This window comes from Bradyrhizobium algeriense (assembly GCF_003062295.1).
GTDB classification, from domain to species: Bacteria; Pseudomonadota; Alphaproteobacteria; order Rhizobiales; family Xanthobacteraceae; genus Bradyrhizobium; species Bradyrhizobium algeriense.
On the sequence record NZ_PYCN01000043.1, the window covers coordinates 13,502 to 39,059 of the forward strand.

Annotated in this window: 22 protein-coding genes and 1 pseudogene; 10 read left to right on the plus strand and 13 right to left on the minus strand. The window is 60.7% G+C overall.

Annotated features, from left to right (window positions below; all coding sequences use genetic code 11):
* Window positions 1–5: 5 nt before the first annotated feature.
* Window positions 6–2,591 (plus strand): VCBS domain-containing protein, encoded by a 2,586-nt coding sequence (locus tag C7G61_RS37995; protein WP_108522769.1) that lies wholly within the window; start codon window positions 6–8, stop codon window positions 2,589–2,591.
* A 48-nt stretch (window positions 2,592–2,639) separates the two neighbouring features.
* On the opposite strand, the gene C7G61_RS38000 is transcribed toward C7G61_RS37995, so the two are convergent.
* Window positions 2,640–3,632, minus strand: a complete 993-nt coding sequence (locus C7G61_RS38000; RefSeq protein ID WP_145963760.1) for a tripartite tricarboxylate transporter substrate-binding protein — start codon at window positions 3,630–3,632, stop codon at window positions 2,640–2,642.
* Between the two features lie 234 nt (window positions 3,633–3,866).
* On the opposite strand from C7G61_RS38000, the gene C7G61_RS38005 reads away from it, so the two are divergent.
* The gene (locus C7G61_RS38005) at window positions 3,867–4,781 is read left to right on the plus strand and encodes a 2-dehydro-3-deoxygalactonokinase (protein ID WP_108522771.1); all 915 of its coding nucleotides are present in this window, start codon (window positions 3,867–3,869) and stop codon (window positions 4,779–4,781) included.
* Window positions 4,782–4,792: 11 nt separating this feature from the next.
* Entirely contained in the window at window positions 4,793–5,431 is a 639-nt protein-coding gene (locus C7G61_RS38010) for a 2-dehydro-3-deoxy-6-phosphogalactonate aldolase (RefSeq protein ID WP_108522772.1), read from the plus strand.
* Between the two features lie 578 nt (window positions 5,432–6,009).
* Here the strand turns inward: C7G61_RS38010 and C7G61_RS38020 are convergent.
* The 6 genes from C7G61_RS38020 to C7G61_RS38045 form a co-directional block, all read right to left on the minus strand.
* Complete coding sequence (locus C7G61_RS38020) at window positions 6,010–6,798, minus strand: SDR family oxidoreductase (protein WP_108522773.1); 789 nt, start codon at window positions 6,796–6,798, stop codon at window positions 6,010–6,012.
* 56 nt (window positions 6,799–6,854) lie between these two features.
* Entirely contained in the window at window positions 6,855–7,646 is a 792-nt protein-coding gene (locus C7G61_RS38025) for a crotonase/enoyl-CoA hydratase family protein (RefSeq protein WP_108522774.1), read from the minus strand.
* Window positions 7,647–7,828: 182 nt separating this feature from the next.
* Complete coding sequence (locus C7G61_RS38030) at window positions 7,829–8,929, minus strand: NADH:flavin oxidoreductase (protein ID WP_108522775.1); 1,101 nt, start codon at window positions 8,927–8,929, stop codon at window positions 7,829–7,831.
* Between the two features lie 70 nt (window positions 8,930–8,999).
* Window positions 9,000–10,199, minus strand: a complete 1,200-nt coding sequence (locus C7G61_RS38035) for an ABC transporter substrate-binding protein (RefSeq protein WP_108522790.1) — start codon at window positions 10,197–10,199, stop codon at window positions 9,000–9,002.
* Between the two features lie 185 nt (window positions 10,200–10,384).
* Window positions 10,385–11,980, minus strand: a complete 1,596-nt coding sequence (locus C7G61_RS38040) for a class I adenylate-forming enzyme family protein (RefSeq protein WP_108522776.1) — start codon at window positions 11,978–11,980, stop codon at window positions 10,385–10,387.
* A gap of 423 nt (window positions 11,981–12,403) precedes the next feature.
* Entirely contained in the window at window positions 12,404–12,793 is a 390-nt protein-coding gene (locus C7G61_RS38045) for a winged helix-turn-helix transcriptional regulator (RefSeq protein WP_108522791.1), read from the minus strand.
* Between the two features lie 500 nt (window positions 12,794–13,293).
* Here C7G61_RS38045 and acuI point away from each other — a divergent pair, with 500 nt between their 5' ends.
* From acuI to C7G61_RS38075, 5 genes are all read left to right on the plus strand, one after another.
* Window positions 13,294–14,280 carry an acrylyl-CoA reductase (NADPH) gene (acuI, locus tag C7G61_RS38055; protein WP_108522778.1) on the plus strand — a complete coding sequence of 329 codons (987 nt, stop codon included), beginning with the start codon at window positions 13,294–13,296 and terminating at the stop codon, window positions 14,278–14,280.
* A gap of 94 nt (window positions 14,281–14,374) precedes the next feature.
* A complete protein-coding gene (locus tag C7G61_RS38060; RefSeq protein WP_108522779.1) occupies window positions 14,375–14,833 on the plus strand; it encodes a DUF2147 domain-containing protein in 459 nt (152 codons plus the stop codon).
* 47 nt (window positions 14,834–14,880) lie between these two features.
* Window positions 14,881–15,663, plus strand: a complete 783-nt coding sequence (locus C7G61_RS38065; protein WP_108522780.1) for an SDR family oxidoreductase — start codon at window positions 14,881–14,883, stop codon at window positions 15,661–15,663.
* A gap of 79 nt (window positions 15,664–15,742) precedes the next feature.
* Window positions 15,743–16,612 carry an alpha/beta fold hydrolase gene (locus tag C7G61_RS38070; protein ID WP_108522781.1) on the plus strand — a complete coding sequence of 290 codons (870 nt, stop codon included), beginning with the start codon at window positions 15,743–15,745 and terminating at the stop codon, window positions 16,610–16,612.
* 34 nt (window positions 16,613–16,646) lie between these two features.
* Window positions 16,647–17,651 carry an NADP-dependent oxidoreductase gene (locus C7G61_RS38075; protein WP_108522782.1) on the plus strand — a complete coding sequence of 335 codons (1,005 nt, stop codon included), beginning with the start codon at window positions 16,647–16,649 and terminating at the stop codon, window positions 17,649–17,651.
* Window positions 17,652–17,654: 3 nt separating this feature from the next.
* On the opposite strand, the gene C7G61_RS38080 is transcribed toward C7G61_RS38075, so the two are convergent.
* From C7G61_RS38080 to C7G61_RS38095, 4 genes are all read right to left on the minus strand, one after another.
* Window positions 17,655–18,476 (minus strand): enoyl-CoA hydratase-related protein, encoded by an 822-nt coding sequence (locus tag C7G61_RS38080; RefSeq protein ID WP_108522783.1) that lies wholly within the window; start codon window positions 18,474–18,476, stop codon window positions 17,655–17,657.
* Window positions 18,477–18,558: 82 nt separating this feature from the next.
* Entirely contained in the window at window positions 18,559–19,263 is a 705-nt protein-coding gene (locus C7G61_RS38085; RefSeq protein WP_108522784.1) for an SDR family NAD(P)-dependent oxidoreductase, read from the minus strand.
* A gap of 17 nt (window positions 19,264–19,280) precedes the next feature.
* Entirely contained in the window at window positions 19,281–21,602 is a 2,322-nt protein-coding gene (locus C7G61_RS38090) for a molybdopterin-dependent oxidoreductase (protein WP_108522785.1), read from the minus strand.
* Window positions 21,603–21,618: 16 nt separating this feature from the next.
* Window positions 21,619–22,335 (minus strand): TetR/AcrR family transcriptional regulator, encoded by a 717-nt coding sequence (locus C7G61_RS38095; protein WP_244608666.1) that lies wholly within the window; start codon window positions 22,333–22,335, stop codon window positions 21,619–21,621.
* 78 nt (window positions 22,336–22,413) lie between these two features.
* On the opposite strand from C7G61_RS38095, the gene C7G61_RS38100 reads away from it, so the two are divergent.
* Window positions 22,414–23,610: an acetyl-CoA C-acyltransferase gene (locus C7G61_RS38100; RefSeq protein WP_108522787.1), complete on the plus strand. Its 1,197-nt coding sequence runs from the start codon at window positions 22,414–22,416 to the stop codon at window positions 23,608–23,610.
* A 100-nt stretch (window positions 23,611–23,710) separates the two neighbouring features.
* Entirely contained in the window at window positions 23,711–24,022 is a 312-nt protein-coding gene (locus C7G61_RS38105) for a YciI family protein (RefSeq protein ID WP_108522788.1), read from the plus strand.
* A 178-nt stretch (window positions 24,023–24,200) separates the two neighbouring features.
* Here the strand turns inward: C7G61_RS38105 and C7G61_RS38110 are convergent, their stop codons facing one another.
* Window positions 24,201–24,854 carry a flavin reductase family protein gene (locus tag C7G61_RS38110; RefSeq protein ID WP_108522792.1) on the minus strand — a complete coding sequence of 218 codons (654 nt, stop codon included), beginning with the start codon at window positions 24,852–24,854 and terminating at the stop codon, window positions 24,201–24,203.
* Between the two features lie 116 nt (window positions 24,855–24,970).
* Window positions 24,971–25,441, minus strand: a pseudogene (locus C7G61_RS38115) (NAD(P)H-dependent flavin oxidoreductase); the annotation flags it as partial.
* Window positions 25,442–25,558 lie beyond the last annotated feature (117 nt).

The following is a 25,558-nucleotide window of genomic DNA, read 5'->3' on the forward strand; positions in this document are numbered from 1 at the left end:
TGGCCATGCTCGTCGGGTTCCACGCCAAGACCGGGTACAAACGTAAGGCCGCTGCGGCCCTACTTCCCCGCATCATCGGCAACATTCGGACGGCGGCCGGTTTCGGCGGCCTGAGGCCTGCCGACGGCACTGCCGCTCAAGCCACACTCGGCGATCCCCGAACCCGGGCCCATGCCGGCGGGTTCGGCTTGCTGTGGCTCACAGCACTGACATTCTCGATGATGAAACAGGCCCAGGCCGCCGAGCCGAACGTCACACTCCTGGACGACGGCAACATCACATACAAGGATCTCGAGCACGGCGCATTCGAGTTGATCACCAAGGAAGTGATCCCTCGACACTTCCTCGTTGAGGATCCTGGGCAGACCATCATCCTGCGTTCGCAGGGGTCCTCGGTCAGCGTCAGTCAGAGCACAAACTCCGCGGCGCGAATGGCCGAATTGCAGGCGGCCCAGCAGGAAGCGCTCGCCATCTTCGAAAAAGGACTGGGGTCGACGGGATCAAGCACTCCTCCTCCCCTCGAGCAGCTGCCCGCGCAACCGATCAATTTCATCCCGATCGATGATTCGACCCCGGTGCAGGATTTGCCTGCTTTGCCTGCTGTGATCCTCGCATCAGCCCCGGAGATGATTATCGAGCAAATCCCACCTCCACCTCCACCGCCAACGCCGCCGACGCTGAATGCGGCGATTGGGCCGACCGAGATCGACACGACGGTCTTTGACCTCTTCACCGCGACAAGCGGCACTTTCCTTGCCAGCAGCCCCAACAGTGGCGCCACGCTGACCTTCAGCATCAGCGGGGGAACCGGCGGCAGCACCGTCATCGACGGGGTAACCTACGATGTATCGAAGGTTGGTCCTTACGGCACGCTTTATGTCGATAGCACGACCGGCGCCTATACGTACGTTCCGGATAATGACGCGATCAACGCGCTGACCGAGCCCACGACCACGAACTTCACGATCACCGTATCCGACGGCACGCTCTCGGCCGCTCAACCCTTTACGATTGCCATCAACGGCACCAACGACGCGGCCGTCATCTCCGGCGCCACCAATGGCACGGCGATCGAGGCCAGCGCCGTCGCCAACGCCGCGCTCGGTACGCTGAGTGCCACCGGGACGCTCACCAGCACCGACGTCGATGACGCGCCCAATGCTTTTGCGGCGGTTGACACTCCGGCCGTGAGCGCGAGCGGCTTCGGCACCTTCACGATGACGGCGGCCGGCGTATGGACCTACACGATCAACGACTCCAACAGCGCGGTGCAGGCACTCAATGTCGGCGACAAACTGACTGACTCCTTCACGGTGACCGCCATCGACGGCACCCCCCAGGTGGTGACAGTCACCATTAACGGCACCAACGACGCAGCGGTCATTTCCGGCACCACAACCGGTTCCGTGACCGAGGACGGCGGCACCAAGTGCGACCTGCCTACCGCGACCGGCACGCTCACCGCCGCCGATGTGGACAACGCACCGGGCTTTACGGCGGTTGATTGCCCGACGGTCAGCGATGGCGGCTATGGCACCTTCACGATGACGGCGGACGGCGTGTGGACCTACACGCTCGACGACGCCAATTGCGCGGTGCAGGCACTAAATATCGGAGACAAGCTGACCGACACTTTCAAGGTGACCTCCCTGGACGGCACCGCGCAGCTGGTGACGGTTACCATCAATGGCACCAACGACGCCGCCATTATTTGCGGAACCAAGCAAGGCTCGGTCATCGAGGCTGGCGGCGCGGCCAATTCCGTATCTTGTAAACCGACCGCGACCGGCACGCTCACCGATACTGACGTCGACAACACTCCCAACACCTTTACGGCGGTCGATTCGCCAAAGGTGAGCACGGCCGGCTATGGCACCTTCACCATGACGACGGATGGCGTCTGGACCTACACGCTCGATAACACCAACTGCGCAGTGCAGACACTCAATGTCTGCGACAAGCTGACCGACTGCTTCACGGTGACAACCATCGACGGCACCCCGCAGGTGGTAACGATCACCATCAACGGCGCCAACGACGCTGCCGTCGTTTGTGGCGCCACGACCGGCTCAGTAACCGAAGCTGGCGCTTGCACATACGGTACGCCGATCGCCACCGGCGCGCTTACCGATACCGATGTCGACAACACACCCAATACCTTCACGGCGGTGTGCTCGCCGAAGGCGAGCGATACCGGCTATGGCACCTTCACGATGACGGCGGATGGCGTCTGGACCTACAAGCTCGACAATGCCAACTGCGAAGTGCAGGCGCTCGACGACTGCGACACGCTGACCGACTGCTTCACAGTGACCACCATCGACGGCACCGCACAGGTGGTGACAATCACCATCAACGGTGCCGACGACGCGTTCCACTTCAAGGACAAGATGTCCGACGTCAGAACTCCTGACGTCATCGACCTTGCAGAGGACATCCCGGCGTCGATCAGCTCCGCCGAAAACGCTGCAGCAACCAGTGCGGCGCCGGCGATTTCAGAGCCAGACCAACCGATCGAGATGTCTGCACAATGGTGGAATCAGCCAGGTAACGCTGTCAGTACCCTCGCGCCGCAAGATCTGATCGTGTGACGGAGCCGCGCCGATTTCAGCCCCGCGATTCCCGCGGCGCATGCCGCCCTACTTCGCTTCGCTCGCCTTGATCCCTGAGCTTTCGACGAGCTTGGCCACCCGCGGCAGGTCGGCGGCGAACAGGCGCGCATGCGCCTCGGGCGACAACTCGTTGTCGGGAAACGGCAGCGTTCCGAGCTGCTTCAGTTTCTCCAGCAGGACGGGATCGGACAGAGCCGCGCGGAGCGCCGAGTTCAGCGCAGCTATGGTCTCCTTGGGCGTGCCCTTCGCCACGTAGAGCCCATGCCACATCGAATAGCTGACCTCGGGCATGCCGAGCTCGGCGGTGGTCGGCACGTCCTTCAACTGCTCAAGACGTTGCGGCGACGTAATGGCGATGCCGTGAAGTGTTCCGGCCTGAATCTGCGGCAGCGCATTGGTCACCTGATCCCACAGCAGATCGATCTGCCCCGCCAGCAGATCGGAGATGGCCGGAGCCGACCCGCGGTAAGCCACGACCGTCGGCTTGAAGCCGAGCACATTGCCCATCATCACGGCGCACAAATGACTGTTGGTCCCGAGACCACCGTGCGCGAAGTTCGCCTTGTCGCCCTGCGCCTTGATCCAGTCCACATAGTCCTTTGGCCCTGAGCCTGGGATCGACTTGCGGCCGATCAAAACCATCGGCGCGTTGTTGACGAGGCCGACCGCCTCGAACGCCGTTTTGGTATCGTACCGCAGGTTGATGAACAGGCTCGGCGCCGCGAGCAGCGCGACGTGATTGATCAGCACTGTCGAACCGTCAGGCGCCGATCGGGCGACGCGATCATTGGCCAGCGTGCTGCCGCCGCCGACCACGTTCTCGACAATGACGGTCTGGCCGAGCGTGCGCGACATCCGCTCGCCAATGAGGCGCGCGACGGTATCCGTGCCGCCGCCGGCCGCGAACGGGACGACCAGTGTCACGGTCTTCGGGGCCGATTGCGCATGGGCCTGCGGCGAAAGCGCCGCAATCAGCAGACCAAAGCCCATGGCGGCGCTTCTAAAAGGGAGATTGATCACGATAGCATCCTCCAAAGTCTTTGTTTTTTGTTGTTGTGCCGCATTGTTGCGGACGTGCGCGCGTTGGCGATGCCACGCCGCGGAAAACAGCGGGGCACCGCATGACTGCGGATCATGCTGATTGCGGCCCTGCAAATCAATTACAAAGCGAGCGTAGCTCGCCGGCAGACCGGCGTGATACGATCTCCACAAGGTTCTGATAGAACTGGGGCTGATAGAACTGGGACGGATTGAATGGGACAGGCTGCATATGTCGCGGTCGATTGGGGCACGAGCAGTTTTCGGCTTTGGCTCGTCGACCGGACCGGCAACGTACTGGGGGAACGCCGCAGCCACGAGGGCATGATGGCGGCGGGCAAGCTCGGCTTCGCGACCGTGCTGCAATCGCATCTGGAAGCCGTCAGCGCCGCGCCTGGGCTGCCCGTTGTCGTCTGCGGCATGGCCGGCGCCCGACAGGGATGGGTTGAAGCCGGCTATGTCGACACGCCGGCGCGGCTCGCATCGATCCTCAAGCATGCCGTCCCGGTGCCGGGACAGGACCGTGACATCCGCATCCTCCCCGGCATCGCGCAGCGAGACCCCAGGGCGCCGGATGTCATGCGGGGCGAGGAGACGCAGTTGCTCGGCGCCTTGGGCGCGGACGCGGCTGACGATGCGGTCGTATGCATGCCGGGCACCCATTCGAAGTGGGTCAGGGCGAATGGCGGTATCGTCGAACGGTTCGCCACGTTCATGACGGGAGAGCTGTTCGACGTCATCTCGCGAGAGACGATCCTGTCCCACGCGGTGACCGGCGCCGATCAAGCGGAAGATATCGACGCCTTCAAGTCGGCGGTTATTGCCGCCTTTGAGACGCCTGCCTTCGCCGCCAATCTGCTGTTCCAGGTGCGATCGGGTCAGCTCCTTTATGGCGGCACGCCAGCCTCGGCACGTGAGAAAATATCGGGAACGTTGATCGGTCTCGAATTGGCGGCGGGCCTCGCCGGAGACGTACCCAGCACCGGCATCACGTTGGTGGCGTCAGGGCGACTCCAGATGCTTTATCAGTTGGCATTTGACACGGTTTCCGTTCCTGTCAGATCAATCGGAGCCGAGGACGCCGTCCGTCGCGGCCTTTCGATGGCCGCGGAATCGATTTGGAACGTATAAAGGATCAGACGATGAGCGTTGTCCCATTCCCCCCGATGAAGCGGCCGCTGGTCGCGATCCTGCGCGGCGTGAGGCCCGAGGAAACGCAGGATATTGTCAGCGTGCTGGTCGACAACGGCATGACCGCGATCGAGATCCCGCTCAACTCGCCGGATCCATTCCGCTCCATCGAGATCGCGGTCAAGAAGGCCCCCGCCGGAACCCTGGTGGGCGCCGGCACCGTCCTGACGCTGGAAGCCGTCGAGCGGCTCCATGACGTTGGCGGCCGGCTCCTGGTAACCCCCAACGTCGATCCCGAAGTCATTGCCCGCGCCCGGGCGCACGGCATGGTCACGATGCCCGGCGTCTTTACCCCGACGGAGGCGCTGCTTGCCGCCAAGGCGGGGGCCTCCAGCCTCAAGTTCTTTCCGGCGAGCGTGCTTGGCGCCGCGGGCATCACCGCCATTCGCGCCGTTCTTCCCGCAGACCTGATGATCGCCGCCGTGGGTGGCGTCTCCGACAAGAACTTCGTGGACTACATCAGTGCGGGCATTCTCGCATTCGGCCTCGGCAGCAGCCTCTACAAGCCCGGCATGACGGCGGCGGAGGTGGCCGTTCGCGCCAAGGCGACGATCGAAGCATACGACATGGCCATTCAGCAGACGGGGTAGACCAGCGAGAGCCGGGTCCGCCTGGTTACGGTGACCGCGTCAACAGGCTGTACGGCCACGGGCAAACAAACCAATTCAGTGAGCTACATGCCCAGCGACGGGGAGAACGTTCCTCACAACCATGGCTGCCAATCATTGCACGCCGAAGCGCTCGAATATCTTGTCGATTTCCGGGTTAGTATCTTTTGCCGCGGCGATGCAACGGCACGGGACATTCGCGTGAGCCAATCTGTTAGATCCTCCAATGATTCATTGCGATGCACTGCCGATTTGCGGGTTAAGCGATTTCGTTCGGCCGCGGAGTTCCGCGAGCCGTTCCTGGGCCTGTGCCTGGGCTGATCGCGCGTACCATCCGGCTTTAGTCCGGAATGAGCACCAAAGCGAACGTCGGTATTGACCCTAACGACCGCCACTGGTGTGGAGTTTCGCAGCCGGCGCGGCACTTGGGGCAAAGGCCTTCAGCTTTCCATGATCAGCGTCGAGCCGAAGGACAACGGGCGTTTGCTGATCAAGAGCAACGCGATCGAGAACAGCCAAACGCCGGCCTTGGTTGCCGAGACTCTGACGCTGGTGGTTCTCTAGCCCGATATCACCGAAGTCAGACCGCCATCGATGGCAAGGATCTGACCGGTGATGTGCTTGCCGGCGTCGCTGGCGAAGAGAACCGCGGCGCCTTTCAGATCGTCCTCGTCGCCGATGCGGCGCAGCGGCGCGCCGGCGGCGAGCTTTTCGACCCCGACAGCCTCGATCGTGCCCTTCGTCATCCTCGACGGGAAAAAGCCGGGCGCCAGAGCATTGGCCGTAATTCCGTAGCGCCCCCAACTACCCGCCAGGGCCCGCGTGAAATTAACGACCGCGCCCTTGCTCGTGTTGTAGGCGACCATCTGCATATCTCCGGAACTTCCGAACAGGCCCGCGATCGAGGCAAGGTTGATAATGCGGCCATATTTGTTGGGAATCATCGAGCGCTTCGCAACCCGTTGGCTGAGCAGGAACAGCGAGCGGATATTCAGGTTCATTACCTTGTCCCACGCCTCGATCGGGTGATCCTCGGTCGGCGCGCCCCAGGTTGCGCCCGCGTTGTTCACCAGAATGTCCACCCGTCCGAGCTTCTTGATTGTTTCGTCCGCGAGCCGCTTGACGTCTTCGTCTTTGGAATTATCCGCTGCGATCCACTCCGCCTTGATGCCGAGACCGGCAAGATGCGCCTGGGCCTTTTCCAGGTCTGGCGCCTTGCGAGAGGAAATCACGACCCGAGCCCCCTGCTCACCTAACGCCTCGGCGATCTGCAGCCCAAGGCCGCGGGAGCCGCCTGTAACAAGTGCATTCTTGCCAGTGAGATCGAATGCCTTCTTGATGCTTCCCATGGTCAATCCTCTTGTGGCCGAAGTTCTGCTGCGCGGTTATGTGGTCCGCGGGATCTCTATTTCCCGCGGAATACTGCCGAGCGCCGTTCCACGAAAGACTGGATGCCTTCTTTCATGTCCTCGCTGCTGAAAACGCGATCCTTGATCTTTGGGATGTAATCGATCGCGGCTTTTTCACCGGCCTCGATGTATTTCAGCGCGGCTTCCTTGGTTACCTGAATGCCGATCGGCGCGTTCCTGGCGATCAGGTCCGCAATCTCCATTGCGCGGGCAATCTGTTGGCCGGGAGCGACAACTTCCTGAACAAACCCGATCTTATGCGCCCGGGCCGCATTGAACTCGTCGCACAAGAACAGGTGATACATCGCATCTCCCCAGCCGACCCGCGTCAAATACCGGAAGTGGGCACCACCAAGCGGCGCGATCCCGCGCTTGGATTCCATCTGGCAGAACCGGGCGTCATCGGCCGCGACAACGATATCGCCAGCCAGCATCATTTCGATGCCGATCGTGAAACAGATCCCCTGCACTGCCGTCACGATCGGCTTGCGGCACCGGCTTTTCAGCGCGAACGCATCGATGTTGCCAGGCTTGATCTCGGTATTCTCAGCCTTGGGCCCGAAGAATTTCGGCATATCCAGTCCGGCCGTGAAATCCGGGCCTTCGGCGCAGAGTACCCCGACCCAGTAGTCGTCCGTTCGGTCGAGAAGCGTCATCGCATCCGACATCTGCGCCATCATCTGCGGACTGAAGGAGTTCTTCTTCGCCACGTTGTCGATGATAATCTTGAAGACGTGCCCATGCACCTCGGTGCGGATCTGCCCGACTTGGGGTTTTGTGTCGTTCATTTGCTGGTCTCCGAATTGCTCCCAGGTGACTGCGCAATCACACGCAGGCTTTTCCGGGCGACTGGCGTGCCGCCGATTATTCCTTGCCAGCCAGCTTGGAACGGCCGCCAAAACACTGGCTACAAAAGATTTGAACAGCCCTTATTCAGTGGCGATGCGCCCTGCCTCGAACCTTTCATCGCTCAGCTCAGCGCCGCGAACGCGGTCCGTTCGAAAGCCATCAGTTCTTCCGTCCGGCCGTCACGTACCTTCAGTAGCCACTGCGGATCCTGAAGCAGCGCCCGGCCCACCGCGACGAGATCGAACTCCTCGCGATCGAGGCGGCGGATCAACTCGTCGAGGGATGCCGGACGGGAGCTTTCTCCACCGTATGCGGCAATGAATTCGCCCGTCAGGCCGACCGACCCGACTGAAATCGTCGGTACGCCCGTCACTTTCTTCGCCCATCCGGCGAAATTCAAATCGGAGCCATCGAACTCCGGCTCCCAGAAGCGCCGTTGTGAGCAGTGCAAAACGTCGACTCCCGCGTCGACCAGGGGTTTGAGCCAGACTTCCAATGCGCGAGGCGTATCGGCCAGCTTCACTTCATAGTCCTGCTGCTTCCACTGGCTGATCCGGAGCAATATCGGAAAATCCGTTCCGACCGACTTGCGTACCGCGTGGACGATATCAGCAGCAAACCGGGCCCGGCCGGGCAGGTCCTTGCCTCCGTAGGTATCCTCTCGGCGATTGGTACCTTCCCAGAAGAACTGATCGATCAGATAGCCGTGCGCGCCGTGCAATTCGACGGCATCGAACCCCAGGCGCTTCGCCGCAAGCGCCGCGTCGGCGAAAGCGCGAATGGCGTCTGCAATGTCCTCCTCGCTCATCGGCTCGCCGAACTTCTTCTCCGGTCGCGACAGGCCGGACGGACTGTCATAGGCACCGGGAGGAGACCAATTCTGGGCGCGCGTGCGAACGGCCCCGACGTGCCATAGCTGCGGCGCCATCAGGCCGCCCGCGGCGTGCACCTCGTCGACCACACGCCGCCACCCCGCCAGCTCCTTCTCGCCATGAAAGCGGGGAACATTCGGATCGTTCAGGGATGCCGGACGATCCACGCCCGTACCCTCCGATATGATGAACCCGACCGCTCCTTCGGCACGACGGCGGTAGTAGCGCGCGACGTCTTCGGTCGGAATTCCGCCCGGTGAGAATGAGCGCGTCATCGGCGCCATCACGACCCGGTTCGGCAAGTTCAGCCCTTTCAGCACGAAGGGCCGGAAAAGTGCGTCGCTGGACATTCATGCTCCTTGATTCAGTTAGTAGCTTTGCGGGCTCCGATCACCCGCCTTGCTCATTCAAAAGGTAAGCTCACTTTTCCTCGGCGCTGAGAACCTTGCCGAATTGATCCCACGTGCTGCCGTTCCAGCGCTGCAGCTGCAGCTGCGTGTACGCCATACTGCTTTCCGGGCCCGTGTTGATCGTAACACCCGGTATGAGAGTTGGGAGCGACAAGCCGCGTATGTTCCGCGATTGCTTGACGATGTTCTCGCGCGAAAGGTCGTCACCGCACTGCTTGAGCACCTGTTCCAGGATCTGTCCCTGCTGTGTGCCGAATAGATAGTTGGCATCGCCGATGTCGGCGCCCGGCAGGTATTTCGCGAAATGGTCACGGTACCATTTGATACCGGGGTCGTCGGCCCACTTCTTGTCGTTCGGATCCTTGGTGATCGTTGCCGCGATGATGCCCACCGCCTTTTCCGGTCCCGCGGGAACGATGGTTGAAGAGACCGAGCTCGAAACGAAATTGATCAGGAACAGAGGCTTCCAACCAACCTCATCGGCCTTCTTGATAGCCTGAGCCGCGAACTTCGGCGTGCCGGCAACCAGGAACGCCTCTGCGCCAGACGATTTCAACTTCACCACGTGGGAATCGATCGTCGGCTCGGTGACTTCATACGAGGACGCTACAACTTTCTTATCGAAGTCGCCTTTCAGGTAGCCTTTGAATGCATTGAGGAAATCCTTACCCAAATCGTCGTTCTGATACAGGATCGCAATCTTTGCATCGGGCCGGGCCTGGGTGATGTATTTCGCGTAAATTCGCCCTTCCGTGTCATAGCTGGGCAATCCTGTGGTGGTCATCGGAAATTCAGAAAAGTTCGTGAATTTGGTGACGCCGCTCACAACAAACAGATGAGGGACTTTCTTCGCGTTGACGTACTTGATGGTGGCGCCGATGCCGGGAGTACCGAGCGGGCCGAACAGGAAGGCCACTTCATCGCTCTCGACCAGCTTCCTGGTCTGCTCCACCGTCTTGGGAGGGCTGTAAGCATCGTCGTAGGTGATGAGATTGATCTTGCGGCCGTTGATGCCACCGCGCTCGTTGATCGAATTGATGTAGGCGATCAGACCCTTCCCGGTATTGCTAAGCGGCGACGCGGGACCGCTAAACGGGAACGTAGCCCCCACTTTCACTTCGGCGCTCGCGACGCCGGGCGTCTCCGCACGCGCGTTCGCGCCGAAAATCGTCACGCCGATCGCGACTGCTAGTATGGACTTCCTGAACATCGGCATCCCCCTTGTGCGGCGACGGGTTGCGTCGCTCATCAATCGTTGAATTTCCGTGCGGCTTTGGTGACCGACATAGTCGCCTGCGCCGTTGCGACCGCACCGGCATTCTCTTTGCCTAATCCCGAGCTACCTCGAGATTTTCTGTTCCGGGCGCGGCTTCGTCTCATCAGCAAGTGCATCGGTCAGCCCGCGGCTGCCGCATCCGACGCCTTCGCAACCCCTCGTTCGATGGCCATCTCGCGCAGCTTGTGTTTGAGTATCTTGCCGGTGGAGGCCGAGGGCAGAGCGTCGAGCACGAGCAGTTCGGTCGGACGCTTGTACGAAGTGAGCTGTTGGACCGTGTACGCCTTCAGATCTTCGGCGCTAACGCTGGCGCCCGGCAGAAGCTGCACGAATGCGACGACCTCCTCGTTGCCATCAACCGGTCGTCCCACCACCGCTGATTGGACGACCTGGTCGTGCGCATTCAGCACCGCCTCCACTTCAGCAGGGTAAACGTTGAAGCCGGAGCGGATGATCAGCTCTTTGGTGCGGCCAGCGATGTAGAGGTGGCCCTCGCCATTCACCCGGGCCAGATCCCCTGTGTTGAACCATCCTTGGTTATCGATCGCCGCGGCCGTCTGCTCGGGAGAGCGATAGTAGCCAAGCATCACGTTGGGGCCTCGGACGTGCAGCTCGCCCACTTCGCCGGTCGCAACGCTCATGCCTTGCCTGTCCACGATCCGGTGCTCGATACCGGGAAGAAAGGGGCCGACCGACTCGTCTGAGACAGGGTGTTCTGAACGCACACCCGATAGGCCGGGCGAACATTCGGTTATGCCGTAATTGTTCAATAGCGGGATTCCGAATTCGTCCTCGATCCGCTTCTTCAGATCGAGATCGAGCGGAGCGCCGGCGACGGCCATGACCCGCAGCTTGCCTCGATCGAGCCGTTGGATGCCCTTGACCGCCTTGTGTTCGAGCAGCCGCTGATACGTGGCAGGAACACCGAACAGGCTCGTAATCCCCTCCTCGGCTATGGCATGGGCCAGCGCAGCGGGATCGGCCTTGGCCACAACATACAATGTGCCGCCGTGCATCATCGTGGCAATCAGCAGGATCGAATACCCGACGATGTGGGACATCGGCAGCACGCCGTAGATGCGGTCGGCCGGACCGCTTTTGCGAAGGATTCCAGAAGTCTTTGCGGTAAAGAGCAGGTTGCGGTGGCTCAGCATGACCCCCTTCGGTGCACCGGTCGTTCCCGAAGTGTAGAGAAGGCCCGCGACCTGGTACGCGCCATCCTTCTCGACGGGCTCCGCTTGCGCATCCGCATGGAGAGGACCAATGCCGATTCCACCGAATGGCCCCACAGCGCCGATTTTCGCACCGACGCGGCTGGCATGATCGGAAGCTTCCTTTGATAGCGCCGAGTTGAACAGCACGCGCCTGGCGCCGCTGTGCGTGCCGATCAGGTCGATCTCCCTGGCCGAGAGGCGGGGATTAACCGCAATGCCCCATGCGTCGAGCTTGCTCGCCGCGAAGAGCATCGCTCCCAAAGCCACGCTGTTCTCGCTCGCAATCATCACGCGATCACCGGGCCTGATCCCCAAATCGGCGAGATCCTTCGTCACGGCGTCGACAGCTTGCGAGAACTGCCGGTAGCTCCACGAACGTCCCCCTTCAACGAACGCCGGATGATCCGGGGTGTCCCGCACGAACGGCGCGTAGACCTCGTGCACTCTTGAAGGCAGACCATCGAGCAATTCGGCCGCAGTGAGTTCGTCCACGCTCCTCATGCCATCCTCCCTCGCGCCCTCTTTTCGGGAGCGCTGCGCGGCCCCCTTCAAACGGGCAGGTCCGCTTCTTCATGTCGAGTAAATAGTTCTAAAATAGAACTGTCAAGTCGGATGACCATCTATCGGTTTTGAATGACATGCCTACGTCGGTCGTACGCCCTTAATTCCTATTTGGCATTCGACGTCACGACGCAAGTCGTTCGGATAAAACCGGGGATAAGGCTCGCTTGTGGCACACGCCTGCGAAAGCGGCAGAGCCGTACCACCTGAAGCGGCAGGCTTCCGCTCATGATGAAGCGCGTCAGCGTTCGACGGGAAGAACCCGAGCCGGCGATGGAAGTGGCGCGAGCGTGAGACGTCTCAAGCCGACCGATGCTGGCGATGTGTATGCAGGACAGATTTCCGCGATCACTCATTCAACCGTTACAGGGAGCATGCGTTTAGCTGGCGATCTTCAGGAGCGTGGTGTGGCTGAGAGACGCCTTCAATTGAACCTCCATATTGCTTGCCCCAACCCCGAAGCGAAAGCAGTACGGGCCCGAGGCTCTGGCCGAAGGCAGAGATTTCATATTCCACCTTCGGAGGAATCTGCGGATAGGCACGGCGCACGATCACGCCATCGGCCTCCAGCTCGCGCAACTGAAGGGTCAATATCCTCTGCGTGGCGTTAGGGATGGCTCGGGACAGTTCCATGAACCGCTTCTTGCCGGCGAAGAGATGAAACAGGATCAGCGGCTTCCACATGCCGCCGATGACGGACAGTGTCACCCCGACCGCGCATCCGCTTTTCGCGTCAAACCTTCTTGGACGCATGGTCACCTCCATAAATGATAGTATCAGCTACAATTGTGCGTTCTGACGGCACGAAGGGCACTAGTCTGGGGTCCGTCGAGCGTGAGCCTATTCCATGGCGCCGAAAGTCCCGGTCACACACGCCCCGTTGACGTCTTCGGATGTAACCATCGACGCCATTGAACAGCTCTTGATTTACGTATTCATATCACATGACGACCGTAATACAATAGATACTGACAGCCGCAGACAGTGGCAGGATCGCGACAGAGGGCTCGTCGACAGCCCGCGCCAGACCAACCGCACGGACGGGCCTCGGCATCAGCAGGTTGCCCGCTCGCGCTTCGGGGCGCTGCGTCGCCATGTCAGGCCCGCTGTCATATCGGCCAGGGGCGGGCTCCACGCGGGCACGCGGCGGATACCTACATAAATGATAGTATCCGCTTTAATTGTGCCTTCTTGCGATCAGGCGGCGCGACCCTAGGTGCGTGGACAGCGAAACTCCAATCCAGGATATGGCGATGACATTCAAGGCGCTGCTGGCTGCAAAGACAGGTGAGAAGATTTCGACCAGCGTGGTCGAAATGAACGAGCAAGACCTCATGCCTGGCGACGTTACGGTTGCCGTCGAATATTCAACCGTGAACTACAAGGATGCGCTGGCCATTAGCGGACGCGCAGAGATCATTCGCCAGTTTCCCCTCATTCCCGGTATCGATCTTGCTGGAACGGTGGAGGCATCCTCCTATCCCGGCATCGCCGTCGGAGACCGCGTTGTCGCCAACAGCTGGGGACTGAGTCAGAGCCACCATGGCGGTTACGCCCAGAAAGCGCGGATCAAAGGCGAGTGGCTCGTGAAGATCCCCGCTCCCTTTTCCACGAAGGATGCGATGGCAATCGGCACGGCCGGTTACACCGCGATGCTGTCGGTGCTGGCCCTCGAACATGGCGGAATCACACCGCAGCGTGGCGATATCGTCGTAACCGGCGCCAATGGCGGCGTCGGCTCGATCGCGATCGCTCTCCTCGCCGATCTCGGGTATCGCGTCGTTGCATCAACTGGACGTCTTGAAGAAGCCGATTATCTGCGGAGCCTCGGTGCGGCCGATGTCATCGATCGGCGGACGCTTTCGGAGCCCGGAGCTCCTATCGCGCGCGAACGTTGGGCTGGCGCTGTCGACTCCGTCGGCAGTCATACACTGGTGAACGTATTGGCGCAGACGCAGTACCGCGGCGTGGTGACGGCGTGCGGCCTGGCTCAGGGTACCGATCTTCCCGGAACGGTTCTGCCGTTCATCCTGCGCAACGTCACACTTGCTGGAATCGACTCGGTGAATGCCCCGCAGGAGGTGCGAATCGAGGCGTGGTCGCGTTTGGCTCGCGACCTGGACCTGAACAAGCTCGCCCGAACGATGCAGGTGGTCGGCCTCGCAGAGGTTCCCGACGTGGTGCGCCAAATGTTCGAGGGGAAGGTCCAGGGCCGCACGGTCATCGACGTGAATGCGTAACTGCGTTGCGACCCGCTTGGTCATACGTCAACGAGAATCGAACCACGCGGCATCGAAACAAACAATAAGCCCCACTCCTTTGGAGACCATCGGAATGCGTTTTCTGAAACAATCAGGCGTTCTCGCGCTCACCCTGACTGCCGCACTCATGTTCTCCGGGGCTTGGGCGGATAATGCCTCACCTGTCGGCTTGTGGAGAAATGTCGATGACGCCAGCGGCAAACCGAGAGCACTTATCCGCATCACGGAAGCAAATGGCACGCTGCAGGGTAGGATTGAAAGGGTGTTCCGCGCCCCGTCCGAAGATCGGAATCCGAAATGTGAAAAATGCGAAGGCGCGCTCAAGGATGTGCCGGTAATCGGCTTGGTAATCCTGAGTGGCCTGAAGAAGGACGGCGCCGAATATACCGCCGGCAAAATCCTCGATCCGGACAATGGCAAGGTCTACAGCAGCAAAATCCAGCTGACCGACGGCGGCAAGAAGCTCAACGTGCGCGGCTACATTGGCGTATCAATGTTGGGTCGTTCGCAGATTTGGGAGCGCCAGGAATAAAACGCGTCCTCGCTCATCTGCTTACGACGCGCACAGGAGCACGAAAAATGACTCAATTGGATCAACACGACACTCCACCTTCCGTACAGGACGTTGCAATCATCGTTGGGGGCGGCCCGGGCATCAGCTCAAGTTGCGCCAGGCTGTTCGCGGAAAACGGCATGCGTGTGGGGATCGCAGCCAGGAATCCGGAAAAATCGGTCCTGCAGAATCTGGAGAAGACGAACGGCGTGCGCCGATACGCTTGCGATGCTACCGAACCAGCGGCCGTGGAATTGCTGTTCCAGAGCGTCGTTCGAGACCTGGGGGCACCTACGCTTGTCGTGCACAATATCGACGGCCGCATTCCCGGCATTTTCCGCAAGGGGATTACCGAAGCCGACCCAAGCATGGTGCTCGAGACACTTCGGAACTCAGCATTCAGCGCGTATTTGGTGGGTCAGCACGCTGCTCGACTCATGCGAGAGAACAGACCAGGTCCCGGGGGAACGAAAGGAACGATCATCTTCACGAACGCAAGCGCGGCGCTCAAAGGTTTCCCGATGAGCGCTGCCTTTGCAATGGCATGTCATGCCAAGTCCGGACTCGCACAAAGCATGGCAAGAGAATTGATGCCGCAGGGTATCCACGTAGCAAATGTGCCGATTGATGCGGCGATTGGCTGGACTCAGGAAGACGGTACCCGCGCGCACCGATTGGCCGGAACGACTGTCGACGACAACATGGCTGACCCGGACCGCATCGCCGAAACCTACCTGCATCTGCATCGCCAGCATCGGTCGACGTGGGCGTTCGAAGTCGTGCTGCGGCCGTGGGTCGAGAAGTGGTGACTGGCGCTCGCGGGGGCAGACCTGCGTCGCTCCTGCACAGGAGCGTCAGCATCCAGGAACGGTCGAGAGAAAGAATATCATGAAGGCATCCAGTTCTGTCAGTTACGTCGGATCGGGTACGCGCTACATCGATGCGCCGAACCTTTCGATCAGTGTTGGGGGGACTACTTTTGCCTATCGCGACCTAGGCCCCCGCAGCGGCGTGCCACTAATTCTTTTCAACCATTGGGGCGCAGTTCTGGACAATTTCGATCCCCGGATTGTGGACGGCCTCGCCAGCAAGCATCGCGTGATCGCAACCGATTACCGGGGTATCGGTGCGTCGGGCGGAACGGCACCTGTGACGATTGATGAGATGGCGCGGGATGCGATTGCCCTGATCCGCGCGCTGGGCTTCGAGAAGGTCGATCTGCTCGGCTTTTCGCTCGGCGGATTTGTGGCGCAGGATATCGTGCTGAAGGCACCGGACCTGGTGCGAAAACTCATTCTGACCGGCACGGGCCCGGCGGGGGGCAAAGGCATCGACAAGGTGGGGCCGGTGTCCTGGCCACTCATAATCAAGGGCTTGCTGACGCTGCGAGACCCGAAATTCTACCTGTTTTTCACGTCCACGGCCAATGGCCGCCAAGCCGCGAAAGCCTTTCTGGAACGGCTGAAAGAACGCAAGGCAAACCGGGACAAAGGACCTACGCCCGGCGCCTTTTTGCGGCAGCTCAAGGCGATCACGACCTGGGGCCGGCAGGCGCCTCAAGATCTCGGAAGCATTCGGATCCCGGTCCTGATCGCGAATGGCGATAACGACATCATGGTGCCGACCGTAAACAGTACCGATATGGCGCGCCGTATCCCGGGCGCGCAACTGGTTATCTACGAAGATGCCGGGCATGGCGGGATTTTCCAGAACCACGCCGATTTCGTGCCGAAGGCCCTGTCTTTTCTCGACGCCTGATGCCGCGACCAAACTGCAAATTGGAGAAGTCACCATGAAGGCATTCGTTGTCGAAAAGTACAAAAAGAAAGGAGCTCTGCGCCTAGCCAACGTGCCAGAGCCGGAGTTGCGGGATGATGATGTCCTGGTTCGAGTTCACGCAACCGCCGTGAACCTTCTGGACTCCAAGGTCAGGGACGGAGAATTCAAGCTCATACTGCCGTATCGTCCGCCTTTCATTCTGGGACACGATGTTGCCGGGATAGTCGTCAGGGTCGGCCCCAAGGTCAGGCGGTTCAAGGCAGGCGACAAGGTCTATGCACGGCCGCGCGACCATCGGATCGGGACGTTCGCGGAATTCATTGCAATGAATGAAACGGACGTGGCGCTAAAGCCTGAGAATATCAGCATGGAAGAAGCCGCCACTATCCCGCTGGTGGGGCTGACCGCCTGGCAGGCGCTGGTAGAGTTGGGCAAGGTGAAACCCGGCCAGAAGGTCTTCATTCAGGCCGGCTCCGGTGGTGTGGGGACTTTTGCCATCCAGCTCGCCAAACATCTCGGCGCGACAGTTGCGACGACAACGAGCACGAAAAATGTCGAGCTGGTCAAGAGTCTCGGCGCAGACGTGGTCATCGACTACAAGACGCAGGATTTCGAGAAGGTTTTGTCGGGCTACGATCTGGTCCTGCACAGCCAGGACACCAGGGCGCTTGAAAAATCCATGCGCGTGCTGAAACCAGGTGGCCTCCTCATCTCGATCTCGGGGCCGCCCGACCCAGAATTCGCCAAGACACTAAAATTGAACCTGTTCCTGAAACTGGTGATGCGCGTGCTGAGCCATGGTGCGCGAAAGAAAGCCAAACGCCTAGGTGTGCACTTCTCATTCCTGTTCATGCGAGCGGAGGGGCAACAGTTGAGCGAGATCGCTTCCCTTATCGAATCCGGCGCAATCCGTCCGATCGTTGACAGGTCTTTCCCGTTTGAGAAGACCGGGGACGCCTTGGCTTACGTCGAGACTGGGCGCGCGAAAGGTAAGGTCGTCATCAGATTCGGGGAATAAGCCTCACCTGTAACTGGGGATACGTTTCTCGATGAAGGCCCGCACGGCTTCGGTATGCTCCGCCGTACCCGCCGCAACGACCATCTTCTCGGCCTCGTGATCCAATGACGTCAGGAAGTCAGCCGATAGCGCAAGATCGAGATTGTCCTTGATGGCGCCATAGGCGCTCACCGGACCGTTCGCCAACGTCCTCGCCCATGCGAACGCTTCCTTCTGCAGGTCAACATCAGGCACCACGCGATTTACCAGCCCCAGCGCTTCGCAGCGGCGTGCATCGATCCGTTCGGACAAAAACATCAGTTCGCGGGCACGCGCCGTCCCGGCCAACCGGGTCAACAGCCACGAAATGCCGTAATCGCCGGTGAGCGCAATTCTGGCATAACCAGTCGTCATGATGGTGGATTCGGCTGCGATTCGAATGTCGCAGGCGAGCGCGATCGCTAGCCCAGCGCCAGCCGCCGGTCCCGGCAGGGCCGCGATCGTGGGTTTACGCACCGAGACAAGCACGCCGGTCAGGGTACGCTGACGTTCCCGCAATCGCGCAACCTTGTCGCTGAATGACATGGCCGGCGCGGTGGAGTTGCCGCCCATGCCCTTGACGTCGCCACCCGAACAGAAAGCGCTGCCTGCACCGGTAATCAGCAGTGCGCCGACGTCCGGATCGTCACCGTTGCGCTTGATCATCCGGCGCAATGCCGGCGTGAGATGGTCGGACAGCGAATTTCGCGCCTCGGGTCGGTTCAAGGTGATCACGGCAACGCGACCCCGGATCGCACACAGCAGTTCGTCCGTCCCGGTATCAATAGAGATTGATCCATCCGTCATGGTTGTGATCTTTCATGTCCTGCGTCTGGATAGCTTTAGAACGAGTAAGCCCGTTACGCCGGTATAGCTGACCGGCCAGGCATCACCAATTTTCGCGGAATGGCCGCAGTTCCGTAAGAAATGACCAGGCCGATCGGTCCTGACCGTAGAGATGGTACAATTCGTCGGCGATGGCGGCAGGTTTGATGAAGAATTCATCCGGCTTGTCGCTCATCCGCGCGCGCATCCGGGGCGTGTCGATCACGGCGTCGATGAGAACATAGGAGACGTGGACGCCGAGAGGCCCCATGTCACGCGCGATCGACTCGGCCAATATACGCTGCGCCGCCTTTGTCGGAGCGAAGCCGGCAAAATTGGCCTTACCTCGGATCGAAGACGTGTTTCCGGTCACCAGGATCGCGCCCTTGCCGCGATCGATCATGTCAGGAGCCACTTCGCGTGCCAGGTACAACAAGCCCATCACATTGACCTCAAAATTGCCCTTCAGCATCTTCGGGTCGATCTCGCGAAAGCTCCCCCAGCCTCCTCCTACCGCGTTGTGGACCAGTATCTCGGCCGCACCGAAACGGCGCTTTACATCAGCGACGACGGCCCTCACCTGGCTCTCGTCAGAGACGTCGCAGGTCATCGCGTGCACATCGGGAAGCTCTTGCGCAAGGCGATTGATGAGTTCCGCCGAGCGAGCAAGCGCTATGATACGGAATCCGCCGGCAGAGAAGCGCTTGACGATGGCAGCTCCCGTGCCCGGCCCTACGCCAGTCACGATCGCGATCGGTTTCTCGGTCATTTGCTGCTCCCTTTGAGCTATTGTCCGGCCGCGCGCATATGAATTCGCTCAGACTGCGACTGATAGGCGGCAGCCTCGTGCGCGGGCACCAAGGCCAGACGAACCGCGACGTTCTTGTGGTAGGGCGTGCCCGCGATGGGATCGCGGTTTCCGCTCTCGGTAAGCAGATTGATACGCGGCCCGTTGACAAGCCGCTCTCCGTCCGACGTGGGATATGCCTGACCGTAGCCGTGCGGCAGCGCCAGCTGGCCATTCCGCATGGCGTCATCGACCTTGCAGCGGACGACGAGCCGCCCGACCACCGACTCGACGGCGATCCAGTCACCATCCTTCGCGCCCAACGCGTTCAGGTCGCTCGAATTGATCAACATGGCGCCATCAGGATCGTCGCGACGCCACGCGGGATCGCGAAAGATCTGGTTGGCGTTGAACATGCGGCGGCCACCAGCCGCCAGCATGAACGGAAACTCCTTTGGCGCGCCCGCCGTTTGCGGATCGAGACGCGCGAGCCATTCCAGCATCTGCGGGATCGCCAACCGAACCTTGCGATCCGAATGGTTGATCAATGACCAGACCTCGTCATAGTCGTGCCGGGTAACTGCGGTGCCCTGCCGTGTGGCCACGATAGTGTCGAACAGGAGATCGCCGAGCTGATGATCCGTCACCTCGTCCGATGCGCCGATCGCCCGCCGCACCGCTTGCGGCGATCGCTTCGCGCAAGCCAACGCCGCGCCCCACAACGGTGCCGCGGCCGCCGTGCCATCCGGAAGCGTCTGCCCGAGCGTGTGGTAGAGCACCAGGGCAGCGACTGCGCAGGGGTTTTCCGCGATGAAAGCACGAAAGGCTGTGGCGAACTCGGCTCGCGAACGCCGCGCCGCCTCGCGCAGGGGCGCGAGTACATTGTCACCTGGCAGAAGCCCCAGGGCGATGGCAAGCCGTGTGTAGATCTCGGGCTCCGGCAAGGTGCCGGCGAGCGGCGGCAATACACCGGCGCGTACGTGAAAAAAATTCGTCGGAAATTCGAAGTTGAACAGGGTGAATTCGGCTTTCTCAAATTGTGAGGATGCCGGGAGAACGTAATGCGCGAGCCGTGCGGTTTCGGTCATCGCAACGTCGACCACAACGCATAGGTCGAGCGAGCGCAGCGCGCGCTCCACGGCCTCGGTGTTTGCGGCCGTGTTGGCGGGATTGGAACTGTCGATCCAGGCGCAACGTAACCGTTCAGGATGGTCCTTGAGCACCGCTTCGGGGAAAATGTTGGGCGGCAACAGGCCCCCAATAACTGCGTCGCCGGTCGGTGCGAATGTCTGGTTCGGAGAATTTCCCCATAGCGGTTGAAGCCAGCTATGCAGTTGGTTGGTACCTTTGCGGCCGAAATTGCCGGAAAGCATGATCAGAAGCTTTTCGAGATAGGAGTTGAGCGTCGAGTTGATACCTTGCTGGATGCCAAGCTCGACCCGGACCACCATGGCCTTCGCCGCCACGATCATCGCGGCGCAACGCTCCAGGTCCGCGATCGAGATATCGGCGGCGGCAGCCCATTCTTCAACGGGGATGTTCAGCAATGCCTGCCTCACTTCCGCGAACCCGATCGTGTGCTCCTCAATGAACGCGTGGTCGATCCGGTCAGACCGGACAAGCGTGGCCAGCAGCGCGCCAAGGAGAAACGTGTCGGCACCGGGACGAACCGCGAGATGCAGATCCGCCATTTCGGCGGTTTCGGTCCGCCGGGGATCAATGACGATCAGCTTACGTGCGGGATCCTTGCGGATTTGATTGAGATGATCGCGCGCATTCGGGAAGCCGTGCGCGATCCAGGGATTTGCACCGATGACCAGCAGGAGATCGCAATGATGTACGTCTTCGGCGGTGTGGCACGTCTGGCTGCCGAACATGTGACCATTGACCCAGAAGTCGCCGGTTTTTTCCTGCGAAAGGGCGTTGAAGACGCTGCGCGAACCCAGCGCGCGCATCAATCCACTGGCGTAGGCGCCGCCGGCGTGGTTGCCCTGCCCGCCACCGCCGTAAAGGGCGATACTCTTGCCGCCATGCTTGTCGACGATGTCTCGCAGCCGCTCCGCTATTTCTGCGATCGCCACGTCCCACGCGATTTCGTCAAAGCCGCCGTCCGCGCGGCGACGCAGCGGGGTCGTGAGCCGATCCCTGTGATGCGCATAATATGGAATCCTGGTCGCCTTGTTGCACAGATAGCCCTGTGATTTCGGGCTCGAACGGTCGCCCCGTACTTTCTCGAGGCGCCCGTCATTCACCAGGACTTCGATTCCGCAATTGATGTAACACAGGTTGCAGGCCGTCTTAAGCCACTTGCCGGCCGTCATGGTGACCTCCCTTATGTTATGATTTTTCGCAGCGCATCGCCTTTATGGTTCTTCGCTGCGGCTTCCGAATCCGGCCACCGGCGGTCCTGCGTCCCGCATCGAGGATGCGGTCGGAAAGTTTCCCCGCGCCGACGGCACGCGACAGCACGATCGATCCCACCATGGTTGCGATAGCGCCCGTCGCGATTTGGCAGGCCTGTCGAGGTGGCTCACCGGGAAGCAACTCGACAAGGGCATCGATCATCTTCTCCAGTTTGGAAGCCAGGGCCTGCTGCTCGCTCGGGCTCGATCGCGCGACATCGACGGCCAGGGTTGGAAGCGCGCAACCGTGTTTAGGATTGTCGCGATGCCGGGGACTAAGATAATCGGCGATCAACGCCTCGAAGCGCTCCCCGTTGGCCTTGTCGTTGGTCAGTTTTTTCCACCGCTCGGTGGTCTGGTCCATTGCAAAGGCGATCGCCTCGCTGACAAGCGCGGCGCGTGAATCGAAATGGTTATAGAAGCCGCCGTGCGTCAGACCCGCGAGCTTCATCAAGTCGACAACACTGAGCCCTTTGGCACCCTTTAGGCGCAAACCGTAGGAGGCATTTTCAACGATCCGACTGTGGGTTTGACGCCTGTGGTCTTCTACGTATCGCATTGCCACTCCGTGCAAGGTCCTAAGGTGATCGGCTGCACAACCCGTCACCATCCCTTCGAAGCAATTCTGGAACCGCGCTTCCTTGAAGGTCACGGCAACATTTCATTGCAATGCTGGCTATCTTATATGACTATCATCATATAACAACACCTATCAACAGGAGAGTTTGCCATGGCCGCTGCTTCCGACCCCGTCGTCATCCTTTCCGCCGCCCGCACGCCGCTCGGCCGCTTCATGGGCGAGCTATCGCCTCTCAGCGCCCACAAGCTCGGCTCCCACGTGATCGGCGCGGCGCTGGAACGGGCCAAGCTTGCGCCCGAGCGGATCGATGAGGTTTTCATGGGCAACGTATTGCCGGCCGGACAAGGTCAGGCACCGGCGCGCCAGGCTGCCCGCGGCGCTAAATTACCGGATGCCACCGGCGCCACCACCATCAACAAGGTTTGCGGTTCCGGCATGAAGGCGACCATGCTGGCCCATGACATCATCAATGCGGGCTCGGCCTCGATCGTGCTGTCGGGTGGCATGGAGAGCATGAGCAATGCACCCTATCTGCTGGCCAAGGCGCGCGGCGGTTACCGCGCCGGGCATGACCGCATCATCGATCACATGATGATGGATGGGCTGGAGGACGCCTATGAGACCGGCCGCTCGATGGGCGATTTCGGTGAGGCCACCGCGGAAGCCTATCAGTTCACCCGGAAGGACCAGGACGCCTACGCGATGGAGACCTTGACCCGCGCCCGCAAGGCGGTCGAAGGTGGCGCATTCAAAGCCGAGATCGCGCCGATCACACTGACCGAAAGGGCCGGGCCGCGGATCATCGCGAACGACGAACATCCGCTAAAAGTGGACCCGGCCAAGATTCCCGGATTGAAAGCCGCGTTCCGTGCCAACGGCACCATCACGCCGGCCGCCTCCTCCGCCAATGCCGACGGCGCCGCGGCGCTCATTCTCGCAAAGCGCTCGCTCGCGGATCGCGACGGCCTTCCCGTACTGGCCGAGATCAAGGGCCACGCCACCCACAGCCAGGAGCCGCAATGGTTCACCACGGCACCGATCCCGGCCATTCGCAAGCTCCTGGATAAGGTCGGTTGGAGCGTCGGCGATGTCGATCTGTTCGAGATCAACGAAGCCTTCGCCGTGGTAGCGATGGCGGCGCAGAAGGATCTCGGCATCCCCCGCGAGAAGCTAAACGTCAATGGTGGCGCCTGCGCGCTCGGTCATCCCATCGGCGCCACCGGCGCGCGATTGATCGTGACGCTGCTGCATGCGCTGGAGGCGCAGAACCTCAAACGCGGTGTTGCCGCGTTATGCATCGGTGGTGGTGAAGCCACCGCCATCGCTATCGAGCGGATCGTCCGATAGCACCAGGAGCTTCCGCAAGCAGACAAATGCACCCGATTGATCGCTCATGTCGCGACATAGCCAACTGGATCAGCGTACCTCTTTCCCCAAGGAGCGAAGGATGAAGTTCTATCTTTGCAAGTATATCCCGCCGCGCGCGGATTTCCTCGCGACCATGACTGCCGAAGAAAGCAAATGGATGAAGCAGCACGGAGATTTCTTGAATAACCTACTCGACAAGGGACTGATCGTGGCCCACGGCCCCGTGATGGACCCAAGCGGCGGTTATGGCGTGTCGCTCTACCAGATTTCCGATGATCAGGACATCGCGACAATCACCTCGGAAGACCCCATCGTGAAGAACGGCGCCGGCAGCTACGAGCATTACCCCATGCTTCACTTGAAATCGCGGGTGACAGCTCCACCCAGCTGATGGCACGAGCGGCGAACGAGGCTTAGCCGACCTTCCACAATCACTCGCCAGCAGCGCACTGTTGCAAGGTAACTCCGGACCACATTCATGACGACCGCATTGATTACCGGCGCGTCGAGTGGGATAGGCGCAGTCTACGCGCGCCGTTTTCACATGCCGTCATCCGTTCTCCCTCTGATCAGGTGCCGTGAAATTCCGGTTTGCTGCTGCCAGCCGGACGCTTCATCTCGAACATGTTCTCCGTCTTGACCTCGAGGTAATCTCCACCACGGCCGGCGCGCAGTATGGGACGCGCAAGTGCAGTGTTGTAGACGCCGTCCTCGATCAAGGACTTGTCGATGTATACCGCGACGACCTCGCCGAGTACGAACCATCCTTCGACCTTCTCACCGCGCGCATTCGCCAACTGAGAGACCTCGACGACCTTGCATTCCATAGCGGCCCTGCTCTCGCCTACCCGCGGCACAGCGACGTGGCGCCCGGGTATTGGCGTCAGCCCTGCTGCTTCGAACTCGCTCACGCCGTGATCGAGAGGTGTCGCCGTCACGTTCATGCGCTCGCCCAGATCCATCGTAACCAGATTCCAGACGAATTCGCGGGTCTCGCTGACGTTCTTTACGGTGTCCTTCCACGAAATTGAGGAGAACCCGATTATCGGAGGGTCGTAGAGAAACGCGTTGAAGAAGCTGTATGGAGCGAGATTCAGTTGACCAGCCGCATTGCGCGACGAAATCCAGCCAATCGGACGCGGCGCGACAATCGCGTTGAATGGATTATGTCTGAGCCCGTGCCCCTGCGAAGGCTCGTAGTAATGGAAGTCGGTCAGATCCATGAATTCCCCTTCCGCGAGACTGCCGAAGGCCATCCATCGCTGGTCAATCGAGCTTCACCATAACAATCACCGCACGCACAACCGAGCGTGGGCATAGCCCTCGTTAGAACATCCGGCTACGCGATCGCCCGGGCGACAGCCGGCCTTTGCTCGGCGCCATCGAGGAAACCAGTCAGGCGTTGACGGATGATTCCCTCTGCATCCGCCATGATGCGATCGATCAGTTCCTTCACAGTCGGGATGTCGCGAATGAGGCCTGCGACCATCCCGCAGCTCCAGGCGCCCGCGTCCATATCGCCGTCGATCATCACCTTGGGATAGACGCCCGCCACCTGGTTGTGGATGTCGTCGATTTTCAGGCTCTTGCCTTTCTCACGTTCAATCTCGAGCAGGTTCTCGACGCCTTTATTGTTCAAGACCCGCTCGGTATTCCGGAGCGCCCGCATGACCAGGCGCGTGTCGAGCTCCGATGCTTTCACCAGCGCATCCTTGACGTTCTGGTGCACCGGCGCTTCCTTGGTGGCGATAAAGCGCGTGCCCATGTTCATGCCGGCGGCCCCCATCGCCAGCGCCGCAACTAGGAGCCTGTCCGAGTAATCGGATTTTTCTCGACGAAGAACAAGCGTCGTGATTCAAACGGTGGATGAGCAAGACATTTCGTCCTTGGGACGTTGATCAGGTTTGGCTGCTGCCGCCATCGATCC

Bases quoted from the DNA above. Each gene is read 5' to 3' on its own strand.
- C7G61_RS37995 (WP_108522769.1), top strand. From the start codon at position 6: ATGCTCGTCGGGTTCCACGCCAAGACCGGGTACAAACGTAAGGCCGCT.
- C7G61_RS38005 (WP_108522771.1), top strand. From the start codon at position 3,867: ATGGGACAGGCTGCATATGTCGCGGTCGATTGGGGCACGAGCAGTTTT.
- C7G61_RS38010 (WP_108522772.1), top strand. From the start codon at position 4,793: ATGAGCGTTGTCCCATTCCCCCCGATGAAGCGGCCGCTGGTCGCGATC.
- C7G61_RS38020 (WP_108522773.1), bottom strand. From the start codon at position 6,798: ATGGGAAGCATCAAGAAGGCATTCGATCTCACTGGCAAGAATGCACTT.
- C7G61_RS38025 (WP_108522774.1), bottom strand. From the start codon at position 7,646: ATGAACGACACAAAACCCCAAGTCGGGCAGATCCGCACCGAGGTGCAT.
- C7G61_RS38030 (WP_108522775.1), bottom strand. From the start codon at position 8,929: ATGTCCAGCGACGCACTTTTCCGGCCCTTCGTGCTGAAAGGGCTGAAC.
- C7G61_RS38035 (WP_108522790.1), bottom strand. From the start codon at position 10,199: ATGTTCAGGAAGTCCATACTAGCAGTCGCGATCGGCGTGACGATTTTC.
- C7G61_RS38040 (WP_108522776.1), bottom strand. From the start codon at position 11,980: ATGAGGAGCGTGGACGAACTCACTGCGGCCGAATTGCTCGATGGTCTG.
- C7G61_RS38045 (WP_108522791.1), bottom strand. From the start codon at position 12,793: ATGCGTCCAAGAAGGTTTGACGCGAAAAGCGGATGCGCGGTCGGGGTG.
- acuI (WP_108522778.1), top strand. From the start codon at position 13,294: ATGACATTCAAGGCGCTGCTGGCTGCAAAGACAGGTGAGAAGATTTCG.
- C7G61_RS38060 (WP_108522779.1), top strand. From the start codon at position 14,375: ATGCGTTTTCTGAAACAATCAGGCGTTCTCGCGCTCACCCTGACTGCC.
- C7G61_RS38065 (WP_108522780.1), top strand. From the start codon at position 14,881: ATGACTCAATTGGATCAACACGACACTCCACCTTCCGTACAGGACGTT.
- C7G61_RS38070 (WP_108522781.1), top strand. From the start codon at position 15,743: ATGAAGGCATCCAGTTCTGTCAGTTACGTCGGATCGGGTACGCGCTAC.
- C7G61_RS38075 (WP_108522782.1), top strand. From the start codon at position 16,647: ATGAAGGCATTCGTTGTCGAAAAGTACAAAAAGAAAGGAGCTCTGCGC.
- C7G61_RS38080 (WP_108522783.1), bottom strand. From the start codon at position 18,476: ATGACGGATGGATCAATCTCTATTGATACCGGGACGGACGAACTGCTG.
- C7G61_RS38085 (WP_108522784.1), bottom strand. From the start codon at position 19,263: ATGACCGAGAAACCGATCGCGATCGTGACTGGCGTAGGGCCGGGCACG.
- C7G61_RS38090 (WP_108522785.1), bottom strand. From the start codon at position 21,602: ATGACGGCCGGCAAGTGGCTTAAGACGGCCTGCAACCTGTGTTACATC.
- C7G61_RS38100 (WP_108522787.1), top strand. From the start codon at position 22,414: ATGGCCGCTGCTTCCGACCCCGTCGTCATCCTTTCCGCCGCCCGCACG.
- C7G61_RS38105 (WP_108522788.1), top strand. From the start codon at position 23,711: ATGAAGTTCTATCTTTGCAAGTATATCCCGCCGCGCGCGGATTTCCTC.
- C7G61_RS38110 (WP_108522792.1), bottom strand. From the start codon at position 24,854: ATGGATCTGACCGACTTCCATTACTACGAGCCTTCGCAGGGGCACGGG.